Origin of the sequence: Desulfonauticus submarinus (assembly GCF_900104045.1) — a bacterium.
GTDB classification, from domain to species: domain Bacteria; phylum Desulfobacterota; class Desulfovibrionia; order Desulfovibrionales; family Desulfonatronovibrionaceae; genus Desulfonauticus; species Desulfonauticus submarinus.
In genome coordinates, this window is the sequence record NZ_FNIN01000014.1 from 7,501 (window position 1) to 23,118 (window position 15,618).

At 32.8% G+C, this 15,618-nt stretch carries 19 protein-coding genes (1 of these 19 only partly in view); 2 read left to right on the forward strand and 17 right to left on the reverse strand.

Annotation, left to right across the window (positions count from 1 at the left end; translation table 11 throughout):
• A protein-coding gene (locus BLP60_RS09210; RefSeq protein WP_092066251.1) for an SPFH domain-containing protein crosses the window boundary here: on the reverse strand, positions 1–662 show its 5' portion. It extends 475 nt beyond the left edge of the window; the window shows 662 of its 1,137 coding nt (coding positions 1–662); the start codon lies at positions 660–662; the stop codon falls past the left edge of the window.
• 18 nt (positions 663–680) lie between these two features.
• Positions 681–1,535 (reverse strand): hypothetical protein, encoded by an 855-nt coding sequence (locus BLP60_RS09215; protein ID WP_092066253.1) that lies wholly within the window; start codon positions 1,533–1,535, stop codon positions 681–683.
• 121 nt (positions 1,536–1,656) lie between these two features.
• On the opposite strand from BLP60_RS09215, the gene BLP60_RS09220 reads away from it, so the two are divergent.
• Both BLP60_RS09220 and rsmA read left to right on the forward strand, forming a co-directional pair.
• Complete coding sequence (locus BLP60_RS09220; RefSeq protein WP_234970987.1) at positions 1,657–2,145, forward strand: DUF2062 domain-containing protein; 489 nt, start codon at positions 1,657–1,659, stop codon at positions 2,143–2,145.
• Positions 2,126–2,908, forward strand: coding sequence for a 16S rRNA (adenine(1518)-N(6)/adenine(1519)-N(6))-dimethyltransferase RsmA (gene rsmA, locus BLP60_RS09225; RefSeq protein WP_159427722.1), 783 nt, complete (start codon positions 2,126–2,128; stop codon positions 2,906–2,908). Before BLP60_RS09220 ends, rsmA begins: the two co-directional genes overlap by 20 nt.
• On the opposite strand, the gene BLP60_RS09230 is transcribed toward rsmA, so the two are convergent.
• From BLP60_RS09230 to BLP60_RS09300, 15 genes are read right to left on the reverse strand one after another with little or no spacing between them, the layout of a single operon-like run.
• Positions 2,889–3,494, reverse strand: a complete 606-nt coding sequence (locus BLP60_RS09230; RefSeq protein WP_092066257.1) for a LolA family protein — start codon at positions 3,492–3,494, stop codon at positions 2,889–2,891. The two genes, rsmA and BLP60_RS09230, sit on opposite strands and share 20 nt — an antisense overlap.
• On the reverse strand, positions 3,479–3,928 hold the full coding sequence (locus tag BLP60_RS09235) for a hotdog family protein (RefSeq protein WP_143338931.1): 450 nt from the start codon (positions 3,926–3,928) through the stop codon (positions 3,479–3,481). Before BLP60_RS09235 ends, BLP60_RS09230 begins: the two co-directional genes overlap by 16 nt.
• Positions 3,900–5,216, reverse strand: coding sequence for a phenylacetate--CoA ligase family protein (locus tag BLP60_RS09240; RefSeq protein ID WP_234970988.1), 1,317 nt, complete (start codon positions 5,214–5,216; stop codon positions 3,900–3,902). Before BLP60_RS09240 ends, BLP60_RS09235 begins: the two co-directional genes overlap by 29 nt.
• Positions 5,217–5,951 carry a lysophospholipid acyltransferase family protein gene (locus tag BLP60_RS09245; RefSeq protein ID WP_159427723.1) on the reverse strand — a complete coding sequence of 245 codons (735 nt, stop codon included), beginning with the start codon at positions 5,949–5,951 and terminating at the stop codon, positions 5,217–5,219.
• Positions 5,945–6,226, reverse strand: a complete 282-nt coding sequence (locus tag BLP60_RS09250; protein WP_234970989.1) for an acyl carrier protein — start codon at positions 6,224–6,226, stop codon at positions 5,945–5,947. The genes BLP60_RS09245 and BLP60_RS09250 overlap by 7 nt, the downstream gene beginning before the upstream one ends.
• Complete coding sequence (locus BLP60_RS09255) at positions 6,210–7,448, reverse strand: beta-ketoacyl-[acyl-carrier-protein] synthase family protein (protein WP_092066265.1); 1,239 nt, start codon at positions 7,446–7,448, stop codon at positions 6,210–6,212. The genes BLP60_RS09250 and BLP60_RS09255 overlap by 17 nt, the downstream gene beginning before the upstream one ends.
• Positions 7,439–8,911: a phytoene desaturase family protein gene (locus BLP60_RS09260; RefSeq protein WP_092066267.1), complete on the reverse strand. Its 1,473-nt coding sequence runs from the start codon at positions 8,909–8,911 to the stop codon at positions 7,439–7,441. Before BLP60_RS09260 ends, BLP60_RS09255 begins: the two co-directional genes overlap by 10 nt.
• Positions 8,911–10,128 carry a beta-ketoacyl-[acyl-carrier-protein] synthase family protein gene (locus BLP60_RS09265; RefSeq protein ID WP_092066269.1) on the reverse strand — a complete coding sequence of 406 codons (1,218 nt, stop codon included), beginning with the start codon at positions 10,126–10,128 and terminating at the stop codon, positions 8,911–8,913. Before BLP60_RS09265 ends, BLP60_RS09260 begins: the two co-directional genes overlap by 1 nt.
• Before the next feature lie 20 nt (positions 10,129–10,148).
• Complete coding sequence (fabG, locus tag BLP60_RS09270) at positions 10,149–10,865, reverse strand: 3-oxoacyl-ACP reductase FabG (RefSeq protein ID WP_092066271.1); 717 nt, start codon at positions 10,863–10,865, stop codon at positions 10,149–10,151.
• A 16-nt stretch (positions 10,866–10,881) separates the two neighbouring features.
• On the reverse strand, positions 10,882–11,859 hold the full coding sequence (locus BLP60_RS09275) for a beta-ketoacyl synthase N-terminal-like domain-containing protein (RefSeq protein WP_159427724.1): 978 nt from the start codon (positions 11,857–11,859) through the stop codon (positions 10,882–10,884).
• A 5-nt stretch (positions 11,860–11,864) separates the two neighbouring features.
• Positions 11,865–13,049, reverse strand: coding sequence for a beta-ketoacyl-[acyl-carrier-protein] synthase family protein (locus BLP60_RS09280; protein WP_092066275.1), 1,185 nt, complete (start codon positions 13,047–13,049; stop codon positions 11,865–11,867).
• Positions 13,050–13,054: 5 nt separating this feature from the next.
• Positions 13,055–13,315 (reverse strand): phosphopantetheine-binding protein, encoded by a 261-nt coding sequence (locus tag BLP60_RS09285; RefSeq protein WP_092066277.1) that lies wholly within the window; start codon positions 13,313–13,315, stop codon positions 13,055–13,057.
• 17 nt (positions 13,316–13,332) lie between these two features.
• Complete coding sequence (locus tag BLP60_RS09290) at positions 13,333–13,548, reverse strand: hypothetical protein (RefSeq protein WP_092066279.1); 216 nt, start codon at positions 13,546–13,548, stop codon at positions 13,333–13,335.
• Positions 13,549–13,593: 45 nt separating this feature from the next.
• A complete protein-coding gene (locus tag BLP60_RS09295) occupies positions 13,594–14,475 on the reverse strand; it encodes a lysophospholipid acyltransferase family protein (protein WP_092066281.1) in 882 nt (293 codons plus the stop codon).
• Positions 14,468–15,613, reverse strand: a complete 1,146-nt coding sequence (locus BLP60_RS09300; protein ID WP_234970990.1) for a DUF2062 domain-containing protein — start codon at positions 15,611–15,613, stop codon at positions 14,468–14,470. The genes BLP60_RS09295 and BLP60_RS09300 overlap by 8 nt, the downstream gene beginning before the upstream one ends.
• Positions 15,614–15,618: the final 5 nt, after the last annotated feature.

The window sequence follows — 15,618 nt, forward strand, 5'->3', positions numbered from 1 at the left end:
TCTGGTGGGGGAGTTATAGCGTTAATATAAAGTTTGCTTAATCCAAGTCCAAAGCGTGATAAGTCTTTTTTTAAAAGAATTTCTAAATCCGCAGAAAATTCGTCATATTTTCCTGGGAGATCAAATAAGGTATCTAAATTTTCTCCCAAGTAATCGTTAAATTTAGATACAACTACTTTACTAAGATAATCTTCAATATCCTTTAAGGTAAAGGATGCTTTTGTTCCTACAAGAGAATTAATAAACAACACTGGTTGGACTATTCGGAGGTCTAAAGTGCCAAATGCTCTTAATCTAACTAAGCCTAGCTTAGAATCTTTAAAAGCCACAGGATCTTTGGTGCCCCATTTTATGTTGGGAAAAATTTTCATGTTTACAAAATATACTTCTGCTCTTAAAGGGCTTGTCATTCCCCAAGGGATTGAAAGTATTTTGGTTAAAATAGGAATATTAGCTGTAGTTAAGGTGTGTCTTCCAGCTCCAAATGCGTCAATTGCTTGTCCTTGATAATAAAAAACAGCAGCTTGACTGTTTCTTACGATTAATTGAGCTCCCCATTTGATTTCTCCAGAACCTTTTTGAGGAATTCTATGAGCTAATTCTGTCCCTTTATCGTCAAACCATTCAATAACTTCTAAAAAAACACTGTTATTGGTTCCCATAATAACTCCTTTTAAACATTAGGTTTCTTTTTTTGTTTTCATATAAATAAAAGTTAAAGCCAAAGCAAAGCAAGAGGCCATTAGACCTATAATTACATCATAGTAGATTGGAGCAGTAAGACATAACCTCATAAGTAGAGTAGCAATTGCATACCCAGAGTTGCGGAAAGTATCTTTAAAGGTAGGGAAATATCTATGGGCTATAAGTACAATAAGTATATCACTAAAGATAAGTAATGTATAAAATTCATTAAAGAAAGTTATTAATTGTTTATGATTAAAATAAGAGTATATATTATAAACCCCCATAGAAATAAAAATTACTAGCAATAAAAGAGAAATTATTTTTTTGGATCCTACAAAATAGAAGATATTTTTTCCGCGAATTTGTTCTTTTTTATGAGCATCTTTTAAGATAAGATAATAAAAAAACAAAATTAGATAAATTAAAAGAGAGCCCAGAGCATAGGTCCCTATTTGCCAAATAATAGAAAGATGGCTTGCAAAATTTATAGGTTCATTAAACTCTGTAAGAAGTTTAAAACAATTTCTTAAAAAAATTAGGGAAAGAATTTCCAATTGTTTGCCTACAGCTTTAGATACTGAACACGGTAAAACAAAAATAAAGCTTATGACTTCAAAAATTAAAAGTAGAGAAAATGCAAGATGGACTGCAAAAAAAGGATTTGAGGGCAAAAGAAGACTAAAAGAAGAAGACGGCAATAAATTAAATCTTTTTAGTTCTATTAAAACTAAGCTTAAGGTAAAGATAAAGACTAACAAAGATGCTATGATCTCTTGTCCTTTTTTACTTTCCCACAAAGCATGCAAAGGATCAAAGCAAAAATTTGTCCATACTATTAACTTTTCCATAAGGAATATGCTATGCCAAAAAATAGGTTGCTGTCAAAATATTATGGGTAGTAAATTTAAGGATAGATTCTAATTTGACCTTATGAAGAAAAATTTTTAGGCTTTATTTTTGAGGGTAAAGATGAAGATGTGGTGGTATAAAATAAAAAGAACCTTTAGATATTGGTATTTAAGGATTTTGCGTTTAAAATCTTCTCCTGAAAGCATTGCCCTAGGATTAGCTTTAGGTGTATTGGTAGGCTTTTGGCCCATTATTCCTTTTCAGACAGTAGTGGCCGTAGCTTTGGCTTTTTTATTTAGAAGCAATAAGATAGCAGCGGCTTTAGGTACCTGGGTATCCAATCCTTTAAATGTACCCTTTTTATATTATTTATTTTATATTATTGGAAAGTATTTTTGGCCAGTTAATGCTAAAATAGATTTTTCTCATCTTGCTATGAAAGAATTGATTAATACAGGATGGGATGTTTTTATGGCAATGTGTATTGGTGGAACAATTTTAGGTATCCCTGCTTCTATATTAACCTATTTTATTTTCTTAAAACTTTTGAAAGCATATAGACAAAGAAAATTGGAAAAAAAATATCGCCGTGCGCATCAATTATCCTAAAAAAAGTTTGGGCCAGCATTTTTTGCGGGACCAAAATATCTGCCATAAGATTGTACGATCCTTAGATATTGATTCAAAAGATACCTTGCTAGAAATTGGTCCTGGCCAAGGAGCGCTTACAAAAATTGTTTTTTCTTATGATTTCCATAGGATTATTGCTTTTGAAAAAGATAAAAAATTGGTTTTTTCTTTAAAACAAGAATTTCCTAATCTTGATCTCGTAAATATAGATGCCTTAAAATTTAGGTGGGAAAAATTAAATAGTATTTCCTGTCTTAAATTGTTTGGCAATTTGCCTTATAATGTTGCTTCGCCGCTTTTGTGGGATATTTTAAGTTCAGTTTTTTCTTATAAGAAGGCTGTTTTTATGGTTCAAAAAGAAGTTGGGGAGAGGATTATTGCAAAACCAGGAACAAAAACTTATGGAGCTCTTAGCGTGTGGTTGCAGAGTTTTGCCTGTCCTAAACTTCTTTTTCATGTTTCGCCAAATGTATTTTATCCTCCACCAAAGGTGTGGTCATCTGTGCTTTGTTTTACTCCCAGAGAAGATGCTCCTATAGAGTTAAAATCTAAACTGTCTAAAGTGGTAAAAATCTTTTTTCAGCATAGAAGAAAACAAGTTCAAAAGATTTTAAAGAGCTATTTTAATAAAAATAATATTAACATTGAAAATTTTGATCTTAAACAGCGACCTGAAGATTTTAGTCCAGAATTATTTTGGCTTTTAACTCGAGAAATATGTTTTAGGGACAAAAGGGGATAGATTCTTTTAAATTTATTTGATGATTATAAAAAATAAGACGGGTAAAATCTAAATCTTTTTCATATAGCTCTAAAGAATGAAGAGTTTGCTGATCTTTATTAAATTGCAATTTCAAATATTTTAAAGGGATATTTTTTTGCTTAGGTGTTAATTGTAATTTAAGAGGGTTTTTAGAAAGTATTTTAAAAGAAAATTGAGATGAGATCCATTTTAAATTAAAAGTTGTCCAAACTATAATTTGTTGTTTAATTAAAGCCATTTGTCTGTTTTCGGATATGTTAAATTTTTTTATCTTTTTATCAACGTCATTCCAACTTTTCCCTGTATTTTTTAAAAAACAAAATCCCATTTTTACTGGCTCTGTATATTCCCAACGTAAATAGTCTGGTTTTTGAAAGTAAAATTTTCCTTTTGATATCAGTACTTTTTTAAATATGGAGAGATGTTTTTCTTGAGTAAAGTTACATTTTAAGGATTTTATATTTTGTATATTACTTTCTATTTGCTTTAAAAAATTTAAATTTTGAGCAAAACTAAGATTTGAGAAAGCAAGGATAAAAATAGAAAAAATTAGTTTTTTGCCCATAGTTTTATTTTCCCGCAGGCAATAATTTTTGTGTTTTTAAATACTTTTCCCAAAACTAGGGAAAATTGATGAAAAGAAGTAATGTGTTTTACTTCTACTTTCAAAGTATCTCCACATGTAGCTTGTCCCTTAATTTGAATATCTTGAACGCCTACTAAAAATCCTTCTGGGATAGGAAGATTGTTTTTTAAAGCCAGATATCCCTGAAAGGCTCCATAGGTTTGTGCCATTAGTTCTATAAAGATTATTTCCTCTACCTCGTTAGATAGAAGAAAAATATTATTTTGTTTTATAATAGTAACTCCTGTTGCAAAGTTAGTGGAACAAAAGACCAATTTATCCAATAAAAGCATTGGTCTTTTATGGGGAAGGAGTTTACTAGCAGAAATGGGAAATTTAAAAGGATTAACCATGTTTTTTTTGTCGATAATCAAAAAATAAGACAGGCTTTCTTTTATTTGGTTGAATGATCTTTGAGTTTACTTTTTGAGGCGTGGTGATAATAACCTCTGGTTTTACTCTTATATTCGCAGCAATTTTCTCAGCAATTTGTTCTGAGTTTAAATGAGCGTCTGTAGTCCCAACCACAACTTTGACTATATCTGATAACTCGTAGTGATTATACACTTCTAAGTAGTAGTTTTTTATGCTAGGAATTTTTTGTAACACAGCAAATATAGCAGGTGGATAAACTGTGGTGCCTTTTATTTTTAGGGCTTGAGATTTTCTCCCTAAAATAGGGCTTAACCGAGGAGAGTTGCGTCCACATTTACAGGGGGTTGTATCTAAAAAAGCTATGTCTCCTGTTTTAAATCTTAAAAGAGGCATCCCTTCCACTCTGAGAGGAGTAGCAACAACTTCTCCAATTTTGCCCGGTGGCAAGATGTTACCATTTTCATCAACTATTTCTAAAATAATTAAGTCTGGATGTAAGTGCCCTCCTTTTCCATATTCACATTCACAGAAAGCAGTGCCCATTTCAGAACTGGCATAAGTGCCAAAGAGTTTGGCCCTCCATTTTTGATGGAGTAATTTTCCTAAGGGCATAAGTGAAAAGTCGTGGTATCGAATTGGTTCTCCAATACAAATGAGTTTTTGAATTGTGGTTGTTTGAGGAGAAATTCCTTCTTCTTCTAGAAATAGAGCTAAATTTAGAAGTAAACTTGGAACTCCTATGATGACAGAGGGATTATATTTGCATACAAGTTCAGCGAGGATTGGTATGCTTGAAGATCCACCGCGAATAGCTGTAGCTCCAATACGTTGCAATCCTAAGAAATAAGCAAGGCCTGCCATAAAACATCTATCCAAAGCCACTGCAATAAGTACAATGTCTTTTGATGTTATTTGGGCGGTTTTTAGAGAGATTTCTTCATTATAGCCAAGACGGTTTATATCTTTTGAGGTTAGATAAATAGCAATAGGATCTCCTGTTGTGCCAGAAGTAAGAGAAATATCTACTATTTGGGATGAAGGAGTACATATAAAGTCTTGAGGATAGCGACATAAGTCTTTTTTGGTAGTAAAAGGCAATCTAGAGAGTTCTTTTGTGGTTTTTATTTGTAAGGGGTCAATTTTAAGTTGTTTAAACAGTTTTTTATAAAAAGGTGAGTAAGTAGAGATATATTTAAGATGTTTTTGGAGCAGGGAATTTTGTAGCTTTTGTATTTGTTCGAATGAATTAAATTCACATAGAGAATCTTTAAATTTATTTTCCATCATTTAAGCCTTTTCTATTTTTTGCAGGGTAAGTTGAATTATTTTTTTTACCTGTTTTCTCATTTCTATATAGGAAGAAAATTGAGAAGGCAATACTGGTGATAGAATTTTGACTTTTATTGGATGACGTTCAAACCAAATGCTGCCTGGACGTAAAAAAATGTTTGTCCCTTGAATACAGAAGGGAATGATAGGGACATTTGTTTGTTTAGCAATCTTAAATGCTCCTGTATAAAATCGGCCTAATTCCCCAGTTCGACTGCGATGAGCTTCTGGGAAGAAACAAAGGGCACAGTTTTGATTTAAATAATATTGGGCTTGAGATATGGTTTGGTCTAAGTCTAGTTTTTCAGTATTTAGATATTGGGCTAAGTGCATAAAAGGAGCATAAAACCAAATTTTGAAAGGCCAATCCCTGACTACAAATATGACATTACTAAAAGGTAAAAGAGCCATTAAATAGACATCAAAAAAAGATAGATGATTAGCTACTATAATACAAGGTGGTTTTAAAGTTTTGGGATTGCTGATTTCTAGTTTTATTGGCACAAATATAGAAACTATTTTTAAGCATCCCTTACCATAAAGCCAGATTAGTAGACGTGTTAATTTCCCTGTTGCATTAGGAATAAATATCCTTGCAACTAAACTAATGGGCAAACCAATGGCAATGGCAAAACTCGTCCAAATTATAAGTAATGGGTAAAGAAAAACGTTTAAAAAAATTTTGTTTAACAAGATTTGTTTTTATTTTTTTCTATTTGTTTTTTGGCAATAATAAAATTATAAAGGTCTTGCAGGGTTTGTATTGACTTTATATCTTCATCTTCTTTAATTTTAAAGTTAAATGCTGTTTCTAAAACAATAATCATATCTACAGTATCAAGGCTATCTAATCCTAGATCTTCATAAAGATGAGCTTCTGGTATCATTTGTTCAGGGTCTAATTCAAACTCTTCTATTAACGCTTTATTTACTGTATCTATAATCTCTTTATTAGTCATCTTCTTCATATCTCCTTAAGATAAGACTAGAGTTTATTCCTCCTAAAGCAAAGTTATTTTTAAGTATAATCTTTAGTTTTTTATCTATAATTTTTTGTACATACTTTAATTTAGAACACTGGGGGTCAACTTGCTCTAGGTTGCGAGTAGGCAAAATTTTGTTTTCTTGCAACATAAAAATGCAACAAATGATTTCCAATGCCCCACTTGCTGCCATAGTATGGCCTAAATGTCCTTTTAAACTACTAACAGGGATATTTGTTCCTAGCACTTCATAGATTGCATTAGATTCTACAATATCTCCTTGGATTGTGCCAGTGGCGTGCGCATTAAGATAATCTATTTGTTGAGACGTAAGTTTGGCTTGTTTTAAAACATTTTGCAAACATTTTTTAAGAGATGTTGTTGATGGATTGGCAATATGAGAAGGATCAGTGTTTGAAGAAAAGGCTAATATTTCTGCGTAAATGTTAGCTTTTCTTTTTTTTGCTGATTCTAATGATTCGAGAATAAGGATACCACTACCTTCACTACAGACTACTCCATCTCTGTTAATATCAAATGGACGTGGTGTATTGTGGGGAGAGAAATTATATTTTGTAGAAGCAGCATTCATAATATCAAACGTAGCTACAGTAAGAGGGTGTAATTCATCTGCTCCGCCACAAATTACAATATCTTCCATTCCTTTTGAGATGAGTTCAAAGCCTTGCCCTATGGCAATACAACTAGTTGAACAAGCAGCTGCAGGGGCAAGTGTGCGTCCAGTGATTCCTAAAAATTGTCCCACATTGGCAGCACAAGAATGGTTCATTATTTGGAAAAATAAGGTTGATTTTATTTTTTCAATGCTCTTTTCTTGAAGAAAAACTTTAAAAAATTGTTCCATAGTATAAACACTTCCTGTGGTTGAGCCTAAGATAAGACTAACTTTACCAAGAGAACAATCTTTTAAGCTTAGGTTAGCATTTAAAAGAGCTTCTTTTGCGGCAAGTGCTGCATAAATAGACATAGGAGACATTGCTCTTCTATATTTACGAGGTATTTCTTTAGGATTAATATCTTTGACAACTCCTCCTACATGAGAGCGAAGTCCTTTGATTTCTTTAAAATTGTTAATAATTGAAATGGCACTTTTATTAGAGAAAATAGATTTTTTTAAAGATTTTATGCCTCGACCAAAAGGAGATATTGCTCCTAAACCTGTGATAACTACTCGTTTTAGATCCATTTTTTTACTTCTGTTTGTAGTTTTTTATAACCAATTATCATTCCACAAACTAAAAATGCAGAGACCATTGCACCTAATATGCCGGGTGCAACTATAGATTGACCTGCTAGGTATAGTCCTTTGATTTTGGTTATAGGCATAGGAGAATATTGCCCTATTTTATGTTTTATACCATATAAACTACCTGTGGGGGAGTTTAAATAACTTTTAAAAGTATGAGGAGTAGCTCCATCTACATATTCTAAATTTGAAAGCTCTGGGCATACTGTTTTAATATAAGACAATATTTTTTGCATTACCTTGTGTTTATTTTTTTGGTATTCTAAAGAATTTGAAGAACAATATCTTTTTTGTTGAGTAACAAAATTTGAATATACGATTATAACTACACTTTTTTTATCGCAAGATGAATCTTGTCCAATGCTAATATAAGCTGGCGAGTTTATCATAGGGGCAATATTGTTTGCTACTTCTATATTGCTGGTTGGGAAGATTAACATTGCTCTTTTATCAAAGATAGGACTAGATTCAGATATTTTCCCAAAAAAGATAAAGGCAGAAGAAGTTTCTTCAAAAGATTTTAAGCGTTTTATATAGGCTGGTCTAAAGATGTGGTTAGGAACAATATCTATAAAAGTAGAAGGATGAAGTGTAGAAATGCAAGCACTGGCTTGAATTATTTCTTTGTTGTCTAGTTCAATGCCTGAAAATTTTCCATTAGTTGAGATTTTTATTTTTTTAGCTCCATAACCGCAATATATATCTATTTCATTTTTTTTGAGTTCTTTTTTAAAAGCATAGACTAAATTTCTACCTCCTCCTTCTATAGTGTGAACTGAATCATAATAGGAACCAACCACCATGGAATGGAAACGAAAGCTTACTTCATAAGGTGAGACTCCGTGTAATAGGCAGTGAGAGCATAGGATTGTTTTTAGATATTTTTGAGAAGTTAACTTATCTAAAAAAGAACCAAGACTAGGGCTTTTATAGAGATAATATGGTTCTTTTTGAAAAAATTTTTCATCAAGATTTAATAGAGGAGAGGAAGTGTAATTTTGTTTTATTTTTTTTAAATAAACTTGAATAGCCTCTTGTTCTTGTGGGAATTTTTGAGTTAATTTTTTTTCTATATTTTGATATCCATAAGGGAAATAAATGTCTTCTTTTTTATCTAGAAATCTTAAAATATCAAAGCCATCTGGATTAAAAGGTATTTTTTTTATATGTTGAGATAATCCTAAATAATTAAAATAAGTATTTAAAATTCCACCTTCTTCTAGGCCTCCTAGATAATGTAATCCGGTGTCAAAATATTGTTGTTGACGATAAAATCCTCTTAAAAGGGGCGCAATTTTTTTATTTTTTTCAATAATTGCTACTTTATATCCATGTTTTCCTAAGATAAGTGCAGAGGTAAGACCAGATATGCCAGAGCCAAGGATAAGAAAGTCGTAGTGCATTAAAAATACCTCAAAAGAATAGATGCATTTGTTCCACCAAAACCTGCTGCATTGCAAAGGACAAAGTTAGGTTTTGTTTCAATGGTTTCTTTTGCAATATTTAGCTCTTGGCTATATTTATCTGGAGTTTGAAAATTTATGTTAGGGGCTATGAATTCATAGTTGGCCATAATTGTAGAATATACTATTTGGGACGCACCTGACATCCAAAGTTCATGGCCTGTCATGGACTTGGTGGAAGAAACATAAGGGCTATAATTTTCAAAAACTTGTTTAATTGCTTGGGCTTCTACAGCATCTCCTGCTTGAGTTGAAGTGGCATGTGCGCAGATATAATTTACATCTTTAGGAGTAATATTTGCTTGTTTTAAACAAGATTCCATTGTGCGTTTTAAGCCCTCGGCTTGAGGAATGGTTAAATGGTTTCCATCAGAAGAAAAAGAATAGCTTAAAATTTCTCCTAGAATTTTTGCTCCTCTTTGTTTAGCTAAATCATACTGTTCTAAAATTAAAGCAGCAGCTCCTCCACTAGGCACAAGGCCATCTCTGTTAGCATCAAAAGGTCTACTTGCGCCTTGAGGATTGTTTATTTTAGTAGAAAATGCTCCTAATGCGTCAAAGCTACATACAGCTTCCCAGGCAATTTCTTGCGCCCCTCCACAGATGACTCTTTCTTGTTGACCTAAGGCGATGAGATTAAATGCTTGTCCAATGGCATGAGCTCCACTAGAACAGGCAGAACTAATAGTCCATGATGCTCCTTTGGTTTTAAGAATAGTGTTGAGATTCATTGTAATGGTTGAGTTCATTGATTGAAAAACTAGTCCGCTTCCAATCATTTTGGTTTCTTTAAATTTGCGAAGCAAGTCTACCTGTTGCACAGCTGCTGCACAAGTTGAATCTGAGCCAAAAATGAGACCTGTTTTTTCATTTTGAATAGATTTAAAATCTAACTTGGCTTGCTTTAGAGCTTGTTCTACAGCAGCATAGGCTTGAATTGCAAAAAGAGGCATTGTTTTGCGTTGTTTTTTAGAAAGATATTTTTGAGGATCAAAATTTTTTATAATGCCTGTTAATGGACTTTTAAATCCAAGTTCTATGCGTTTAGGGTCAATTTCTATTCCAGACTTACCTTTGTATAAGGCTTTGGCCACATCTTCTATTGTATTTCCTAAACAAGAGATAATACCTATACCTGTAATTGCTACTCTATACATATTTATTTTCCAATTAAACGTTACATGTAAAGTCCACCATTTACTCCAATAACTTGGCCAGTAATGTAGGAGGCATCTTCGCTAAGCAAGAAGCTTACAACTCCTGCTACTTCTTCTGGCTTACCAAAACGCTTTAGGGGGATAAGAGATTTTTTTTCTAAAAATTCTTGAGTCATATCGGTTTCAATAAGGCCAGGACAAACGGCATTAGCTAAGATATTTCTGGGTGCAACTTCTCTGGCCAAAGATTTAATAGCCCCAATTAGTCCTGCTTTAGCCGCTGAGTAATTGAATTGTCCTGCTTGTCCTGTTTGCCCAGAGAGAGAGGAGATAGCAATGATTCTTCCTCTTCTTTTAGGAATCATTGCTTTGACAACAGCACGCACTAGATAGAAAAAACCCACCAAGTGAACATTTAGAACCAATTCCCAGTCTTTGGTGGGCATCATTGCTACTAACCCATCTTTTATTAATCCTGCATTGTGGATCAGGGCATAGGGGACAGTATCTTGTAAAAGAGGTTCTAAAGCTTTTTTCACTTCTTGTTCATTGGAAACATCAAAAGGTAGAAGTTTGCATTCTATCCCTTTAGTTTCTAATTTTTCTTTTAATTGGTTGGCAGCCTTGTGGTTAGATTTATAATTTAGCCATAAGTTATATTTCTGCTCAGCTAGTTTTTGAGCAATGGCTGCGCCAATTCCTCTGCTTGCTCCTGTAATTAGAACAGTTTTTCTCATTTTTCCCTCTTATTTTTTAAAGGCTAATTTTCCATTGATTTTTTTGATAGTCTTCTACAATTACCTGTGTCAAATTTTGGGAATTAGAGATGAGTTTTAAATTATTTTTTAAAATAAGCGCAGAAAGAGAGATGTCAAAGGCTAGAGCAGTTGGCATTTGTCCGTAAAATTTAGTAAATTTTAAATAGGTTTTATTGGTAGATGAACTAAAATTTTTAACAAAATAGGGTAGAGGTTCTGAAAATATACGCAATGTATGATTATAATTTTTTTCTTTGGTGTTTAATATTTCAAGGAAGCCCCATTTAGGGTTGTTTTGTTTACTGAGGCATAAAAAAGCAGCTCCTTCTCCTAATGGCGGAAGATCATGTAAGTTTATATGGGGCTTAAGGTTTTTTAGAAGTCTAAAGTGACAATATCCTATGGTTTCACAGTATTCATCAACTCCTCCAATTAATACTGTTTCCACTAAGTTTTGTTTCAACCAAATTTGAGCTGTAAATAATGCACTTTGAAAGGATAAGTCTAACTGACTTATTGTTAGTACAGGTCCTTTAATGTTTTGGAAAATAGCAATATTAGTAGCCGCTATATTATGGACAGAATTAGCAAACAAGTTGGGAGAGGGTAAAGGGATATCTGCATCTAAAAGGCTATCTAAAAAACCAAATGTAGTTTTTGCAGGTCCATAGCCTGTAGCTAGAATGAGCCCTATAGATTGAGATTTAATATCTATTTTTGCATCTTGTAGAGCTAAAAAAGCTCCTAACAGGGCTAAGCGAGAGAAATGATTGACTCTCCGAAGTTTACCAAGAGGAGTAAATTTCTTTAGAGATTCTGTTTTGGCTAGAAATACAGGAATATCTATTTTACCAAAAGGCGTGTTTATGGTTTGCTTTGTAGGATTAGCTGCATTTTGGAAATGCTTTAAAATATCTTTTTTTTTGTATCCAAAACTTCCTACTAATCCAATTCCAGTGATTGCCAGGCGCACGCTTTTTAGTCTCCTCTTTGTAAAATTAATACAGAATTATTGCCTCCAAAAGCCAAGGATTGAGAAAGAGCCAATTTTCCTTTTAATGGAGTTAATTTAGTAATAGGCTGGATCCCTATTGTTGGATCAAGTGTGTTAAAACCTGCGCTTGGAGGTATCTGTTGTTTTTTTAGACAGAGCAAAGTCAAGATGGCTTCTATTGCTCCTGCAGCTCCAAGAGCATGACCAGTATAGCCTTTAGTAGAAATAAATGGAACTTTAGGAAATACTTTTTTTAAAACATTGCCTTCTACTAAATCATTATCTTTCGTTCCTGTCCCATGAGAGTTGATAAAACAAATGTCTTGAGATTGTTTTTGACAAGATTGTAAAGCTATAGAAATAGCCCTTTGCAAACCTTCTCCCTCTGGATGGGGAGATGTGATGTGGTGAGCATCATTTGTAGTGCCATAGCCTATTATATAACCATAATTTTTCTTTTTGTAGTTTGGATTTTCTAAAATTAATATTCCTGCACCTTCACCCAAATTTAAACCTGAGCGATGTTTATCAAATGGTTTCACTCTAGAAGGAGCTGTAATTTGCAGAGAAATAAATCCATTGTAGGTAATAGGGGTAATTTCATCTGTGCCTCCAGCAATCACTAGTTCACAAATACCTTGATTTAGCCAGCTAAGAGCAATCCCAAGAGCATCGGTTCCAGAGGCACAAGCATTAACAATTGTTTGGCAAGGTCCTTTAGTCTTTAATATTTTTTGAAGTGCGAGACTTGGATTACTTTTTAGATAGCGAATAATTGGTTCTACCGAAGGATGTTGGTTTTCTTTAATTGCTTTATAAAAAGATAAAAATTGTAAAGATGCTCCTGTTGTTGTACCTATGCAAATACCTACGTTCTTATTTTGCAAATCTTTAAGAGTATAGCCTGCATCTTCTATGGCTTGGGTAGTAGCACTAAGCATAAATTGAGCACTTAAATTTAAATTAGCATATTCAGAAGCAATTAGAGAGTGAAATTTAGAAGAGACTTCAAATACTGGATGTTTAGAGGTGTAAAAAACAGAATATCTTTGTGGAGGTTTGGGTAGAGGAGCTTGGGATTTAAAAAGATTATGTTCACATTCTTTTGTTGAAATCCCTAAAGAGCATATACAACCCATTCCTGTAACTTGAGCAGGCTTATAACGCATACACTTTATTGCCCTTTATGTTTTGTTATATATTCTGCTAAAGAATTGATAGATTGAAGGGCTTGTTTTCCTTCTTCATCTTCTTTTAATTCTATTTGAAAGTGTTTTTGGAGTAATATAGCAATTTCTACTGCATCAAGGGAATCCAACCCAAGACCATCTTCAGAAAATAAAGGCATGGAATCATCAATGTCATCTACTGATATTTCCTCTAAGTTTAGTCCTTGGATCAAAATTTGCTTTAGTCTTTGCTTTAACTCTTTCATTTTAAATAAGCTCCTTTTTACCTACTGGGAGTATGGGATCTTTTAACTTTTTTCTTGCCGCTGGCACTTGCTTTGCCTTCTTGGTAACCTTTTTCAAAATCTTCTGGCATATGTTTAACTTTTTCAACCAATCTTTGGCTTTTAGTAACTATCTTGCCTGTTACTCTTCCTAACCAGCGGCATCCACTACAACTAAGCATAAGACAAATTAAACATATAATTATTTTTTGCATTTTATTTTCTCCTTTGTTGTTCATAACTATAATATTTCTTGTTATCTATGCCCACATATTGTAAAAGTTAAAAAACTGATAAGGATATTTTTTAAGACATTTTTCTAAAGCATTTGCAAATTCTTGAACATAGGGTTTATAATTTTCTTTTTTTCTTCCCAATGGTGGAACATGGATAACTTTGGCCAAAATTATAGTTGCTTTGGCAACTCCTATGCGTGGGCAAAAGATAACAGCTATTGGTGCTTGGGTCAAAGAAGAAAGTCTAAAGGGAGTTAAGGGAAATTTTGCCTCTTTGCCTAAAAATTTTACTTTTATCCAGTTTTTATCAGTTATGCCTCTATCCCCCATTATACATAGGATTTGTCCTTTTTTTAAAAAAGAACTCATTTCTAATGCTCCAGCAAAAGAAGAGGTAGGATCAATGAATTTGAATGAGGAGAGTTTTTTTGTTTCTTCTAGGTTTTGCAATTCTATACCTTCTCCAGGTTTATAAACAATATTAATAGGCACACTTAAAAAATTTAAATGGGCAAGAGCAAGTTGCCAACAGCCTACATGGGCAGTCAGAATAATCAATCCTCTGTTTTGTTTAATAAGGCTTTTTAATATAGTCCTATCGTTTTCTTTGCTTTCTAACTTAATTTTCCCTTGGATTTTAAAAATAGCTCTATCCAAAAGAATTTTGCCAAAGTTAAGATTCAATTTATAGTAATGTTTAAATGTTGGATGAGAAAATTTTTTGGATAAATAAAAAGATGTTTTTTGGCGAATAGAAGGTTTTAGAGTATAATAAAAGACAATGATATAAAGAAAAAAATAGGCTAACTTCGCTCCTCCTAGTTTGATTAGAGTATAAAAAAATAGATATTTCCACGGAGAGGAAAAATCTTTTGGGGAATTGTTATTTTGATCTGTCTTATCCATTTTTTTTAAATCCTTTGATGAGGATATAAACAAGCATATAAGATACAATAAAGGTTAAAATAGCTAATAAAGGGGCTAAAACAATAGAACCATAAATCCATTCTAATAATCTATTTTTCCATTCATATCCTAGTGTTTTTAAAGATATTTCTGTTAAAAAATTGCCATGCCAGAGAAAGTGCCCAGTTTCAATACAAAGAGCTGGAATAATAGGAGGAATACAGAGTTGGCTTGTGCCAAGGGCAATTATCTTGTTAAGTCGTAATATGTTAGCACTAAAGATTATAGCTATGGAATGACATCCAACTAATGGAAGAGTCCCTAATAATATTCCAAGTGCAGCAGATAAGGCAAATATAAAAGGCGTAGTTTTATCTGATATTGCCAGCTGTAGCTGTTGGAAGAGATTTAAATACTTGGCGCCATTAGAAGTAGGGATGAGTTTTTTATGGGGCCAGGGGAAAAATGCCCTGCTAGTTAAATAGGTATTTAAAAGAGTAATTTGTAAATTGTCTTTAATAAGATGAAAGTGAGATATTCTTTTGGATGCAGGAGGGTAGAATACATTTATTGGTATTTCTATTATTTTTATACCTGCCCACTTTGCTTTTACTAAAATTTCGATTTCAAAAGCATATCGCTTGGTCCAAAGCGATATGCTTTTGAATATTGCTATGGGATAAGCTCGAAAACCACTTTGAATATCTTTAACTTTTTCCCCTGTTTGCACATAGAACCAAAAGTTAGAGAAAGCTTTTCCAAAACGAGATAGTTTGGGAATAGTTTTTTGTTCAAAATTTCTAACTCCAACTATAATGCTAAAAGGATTTTGTTGAATTGCTTTAATAAACTTTGGAATATCTTTTGGACTATGTTGTCCATCTGCATCAATTGTAATGATATGAGTTGCTCCTAACTGAATAGCTTTTTTTAAACCCGTTAGAATTGCTGCTCCTTTGCCTTGATTTTTAGTATGACGAATAAAGTGAATATTTAGATCTTTTACACTAGATCCACTTCCATCAGTACTTCCATCGTCAACAACTAATACTTCTGAGTGTATTTCTAATGTTTGTTGAACTATTTTTCTAAGAGTTTGAACATGGTTGTATACAGGTATTAGTATTAAGATCTTCATTTTTT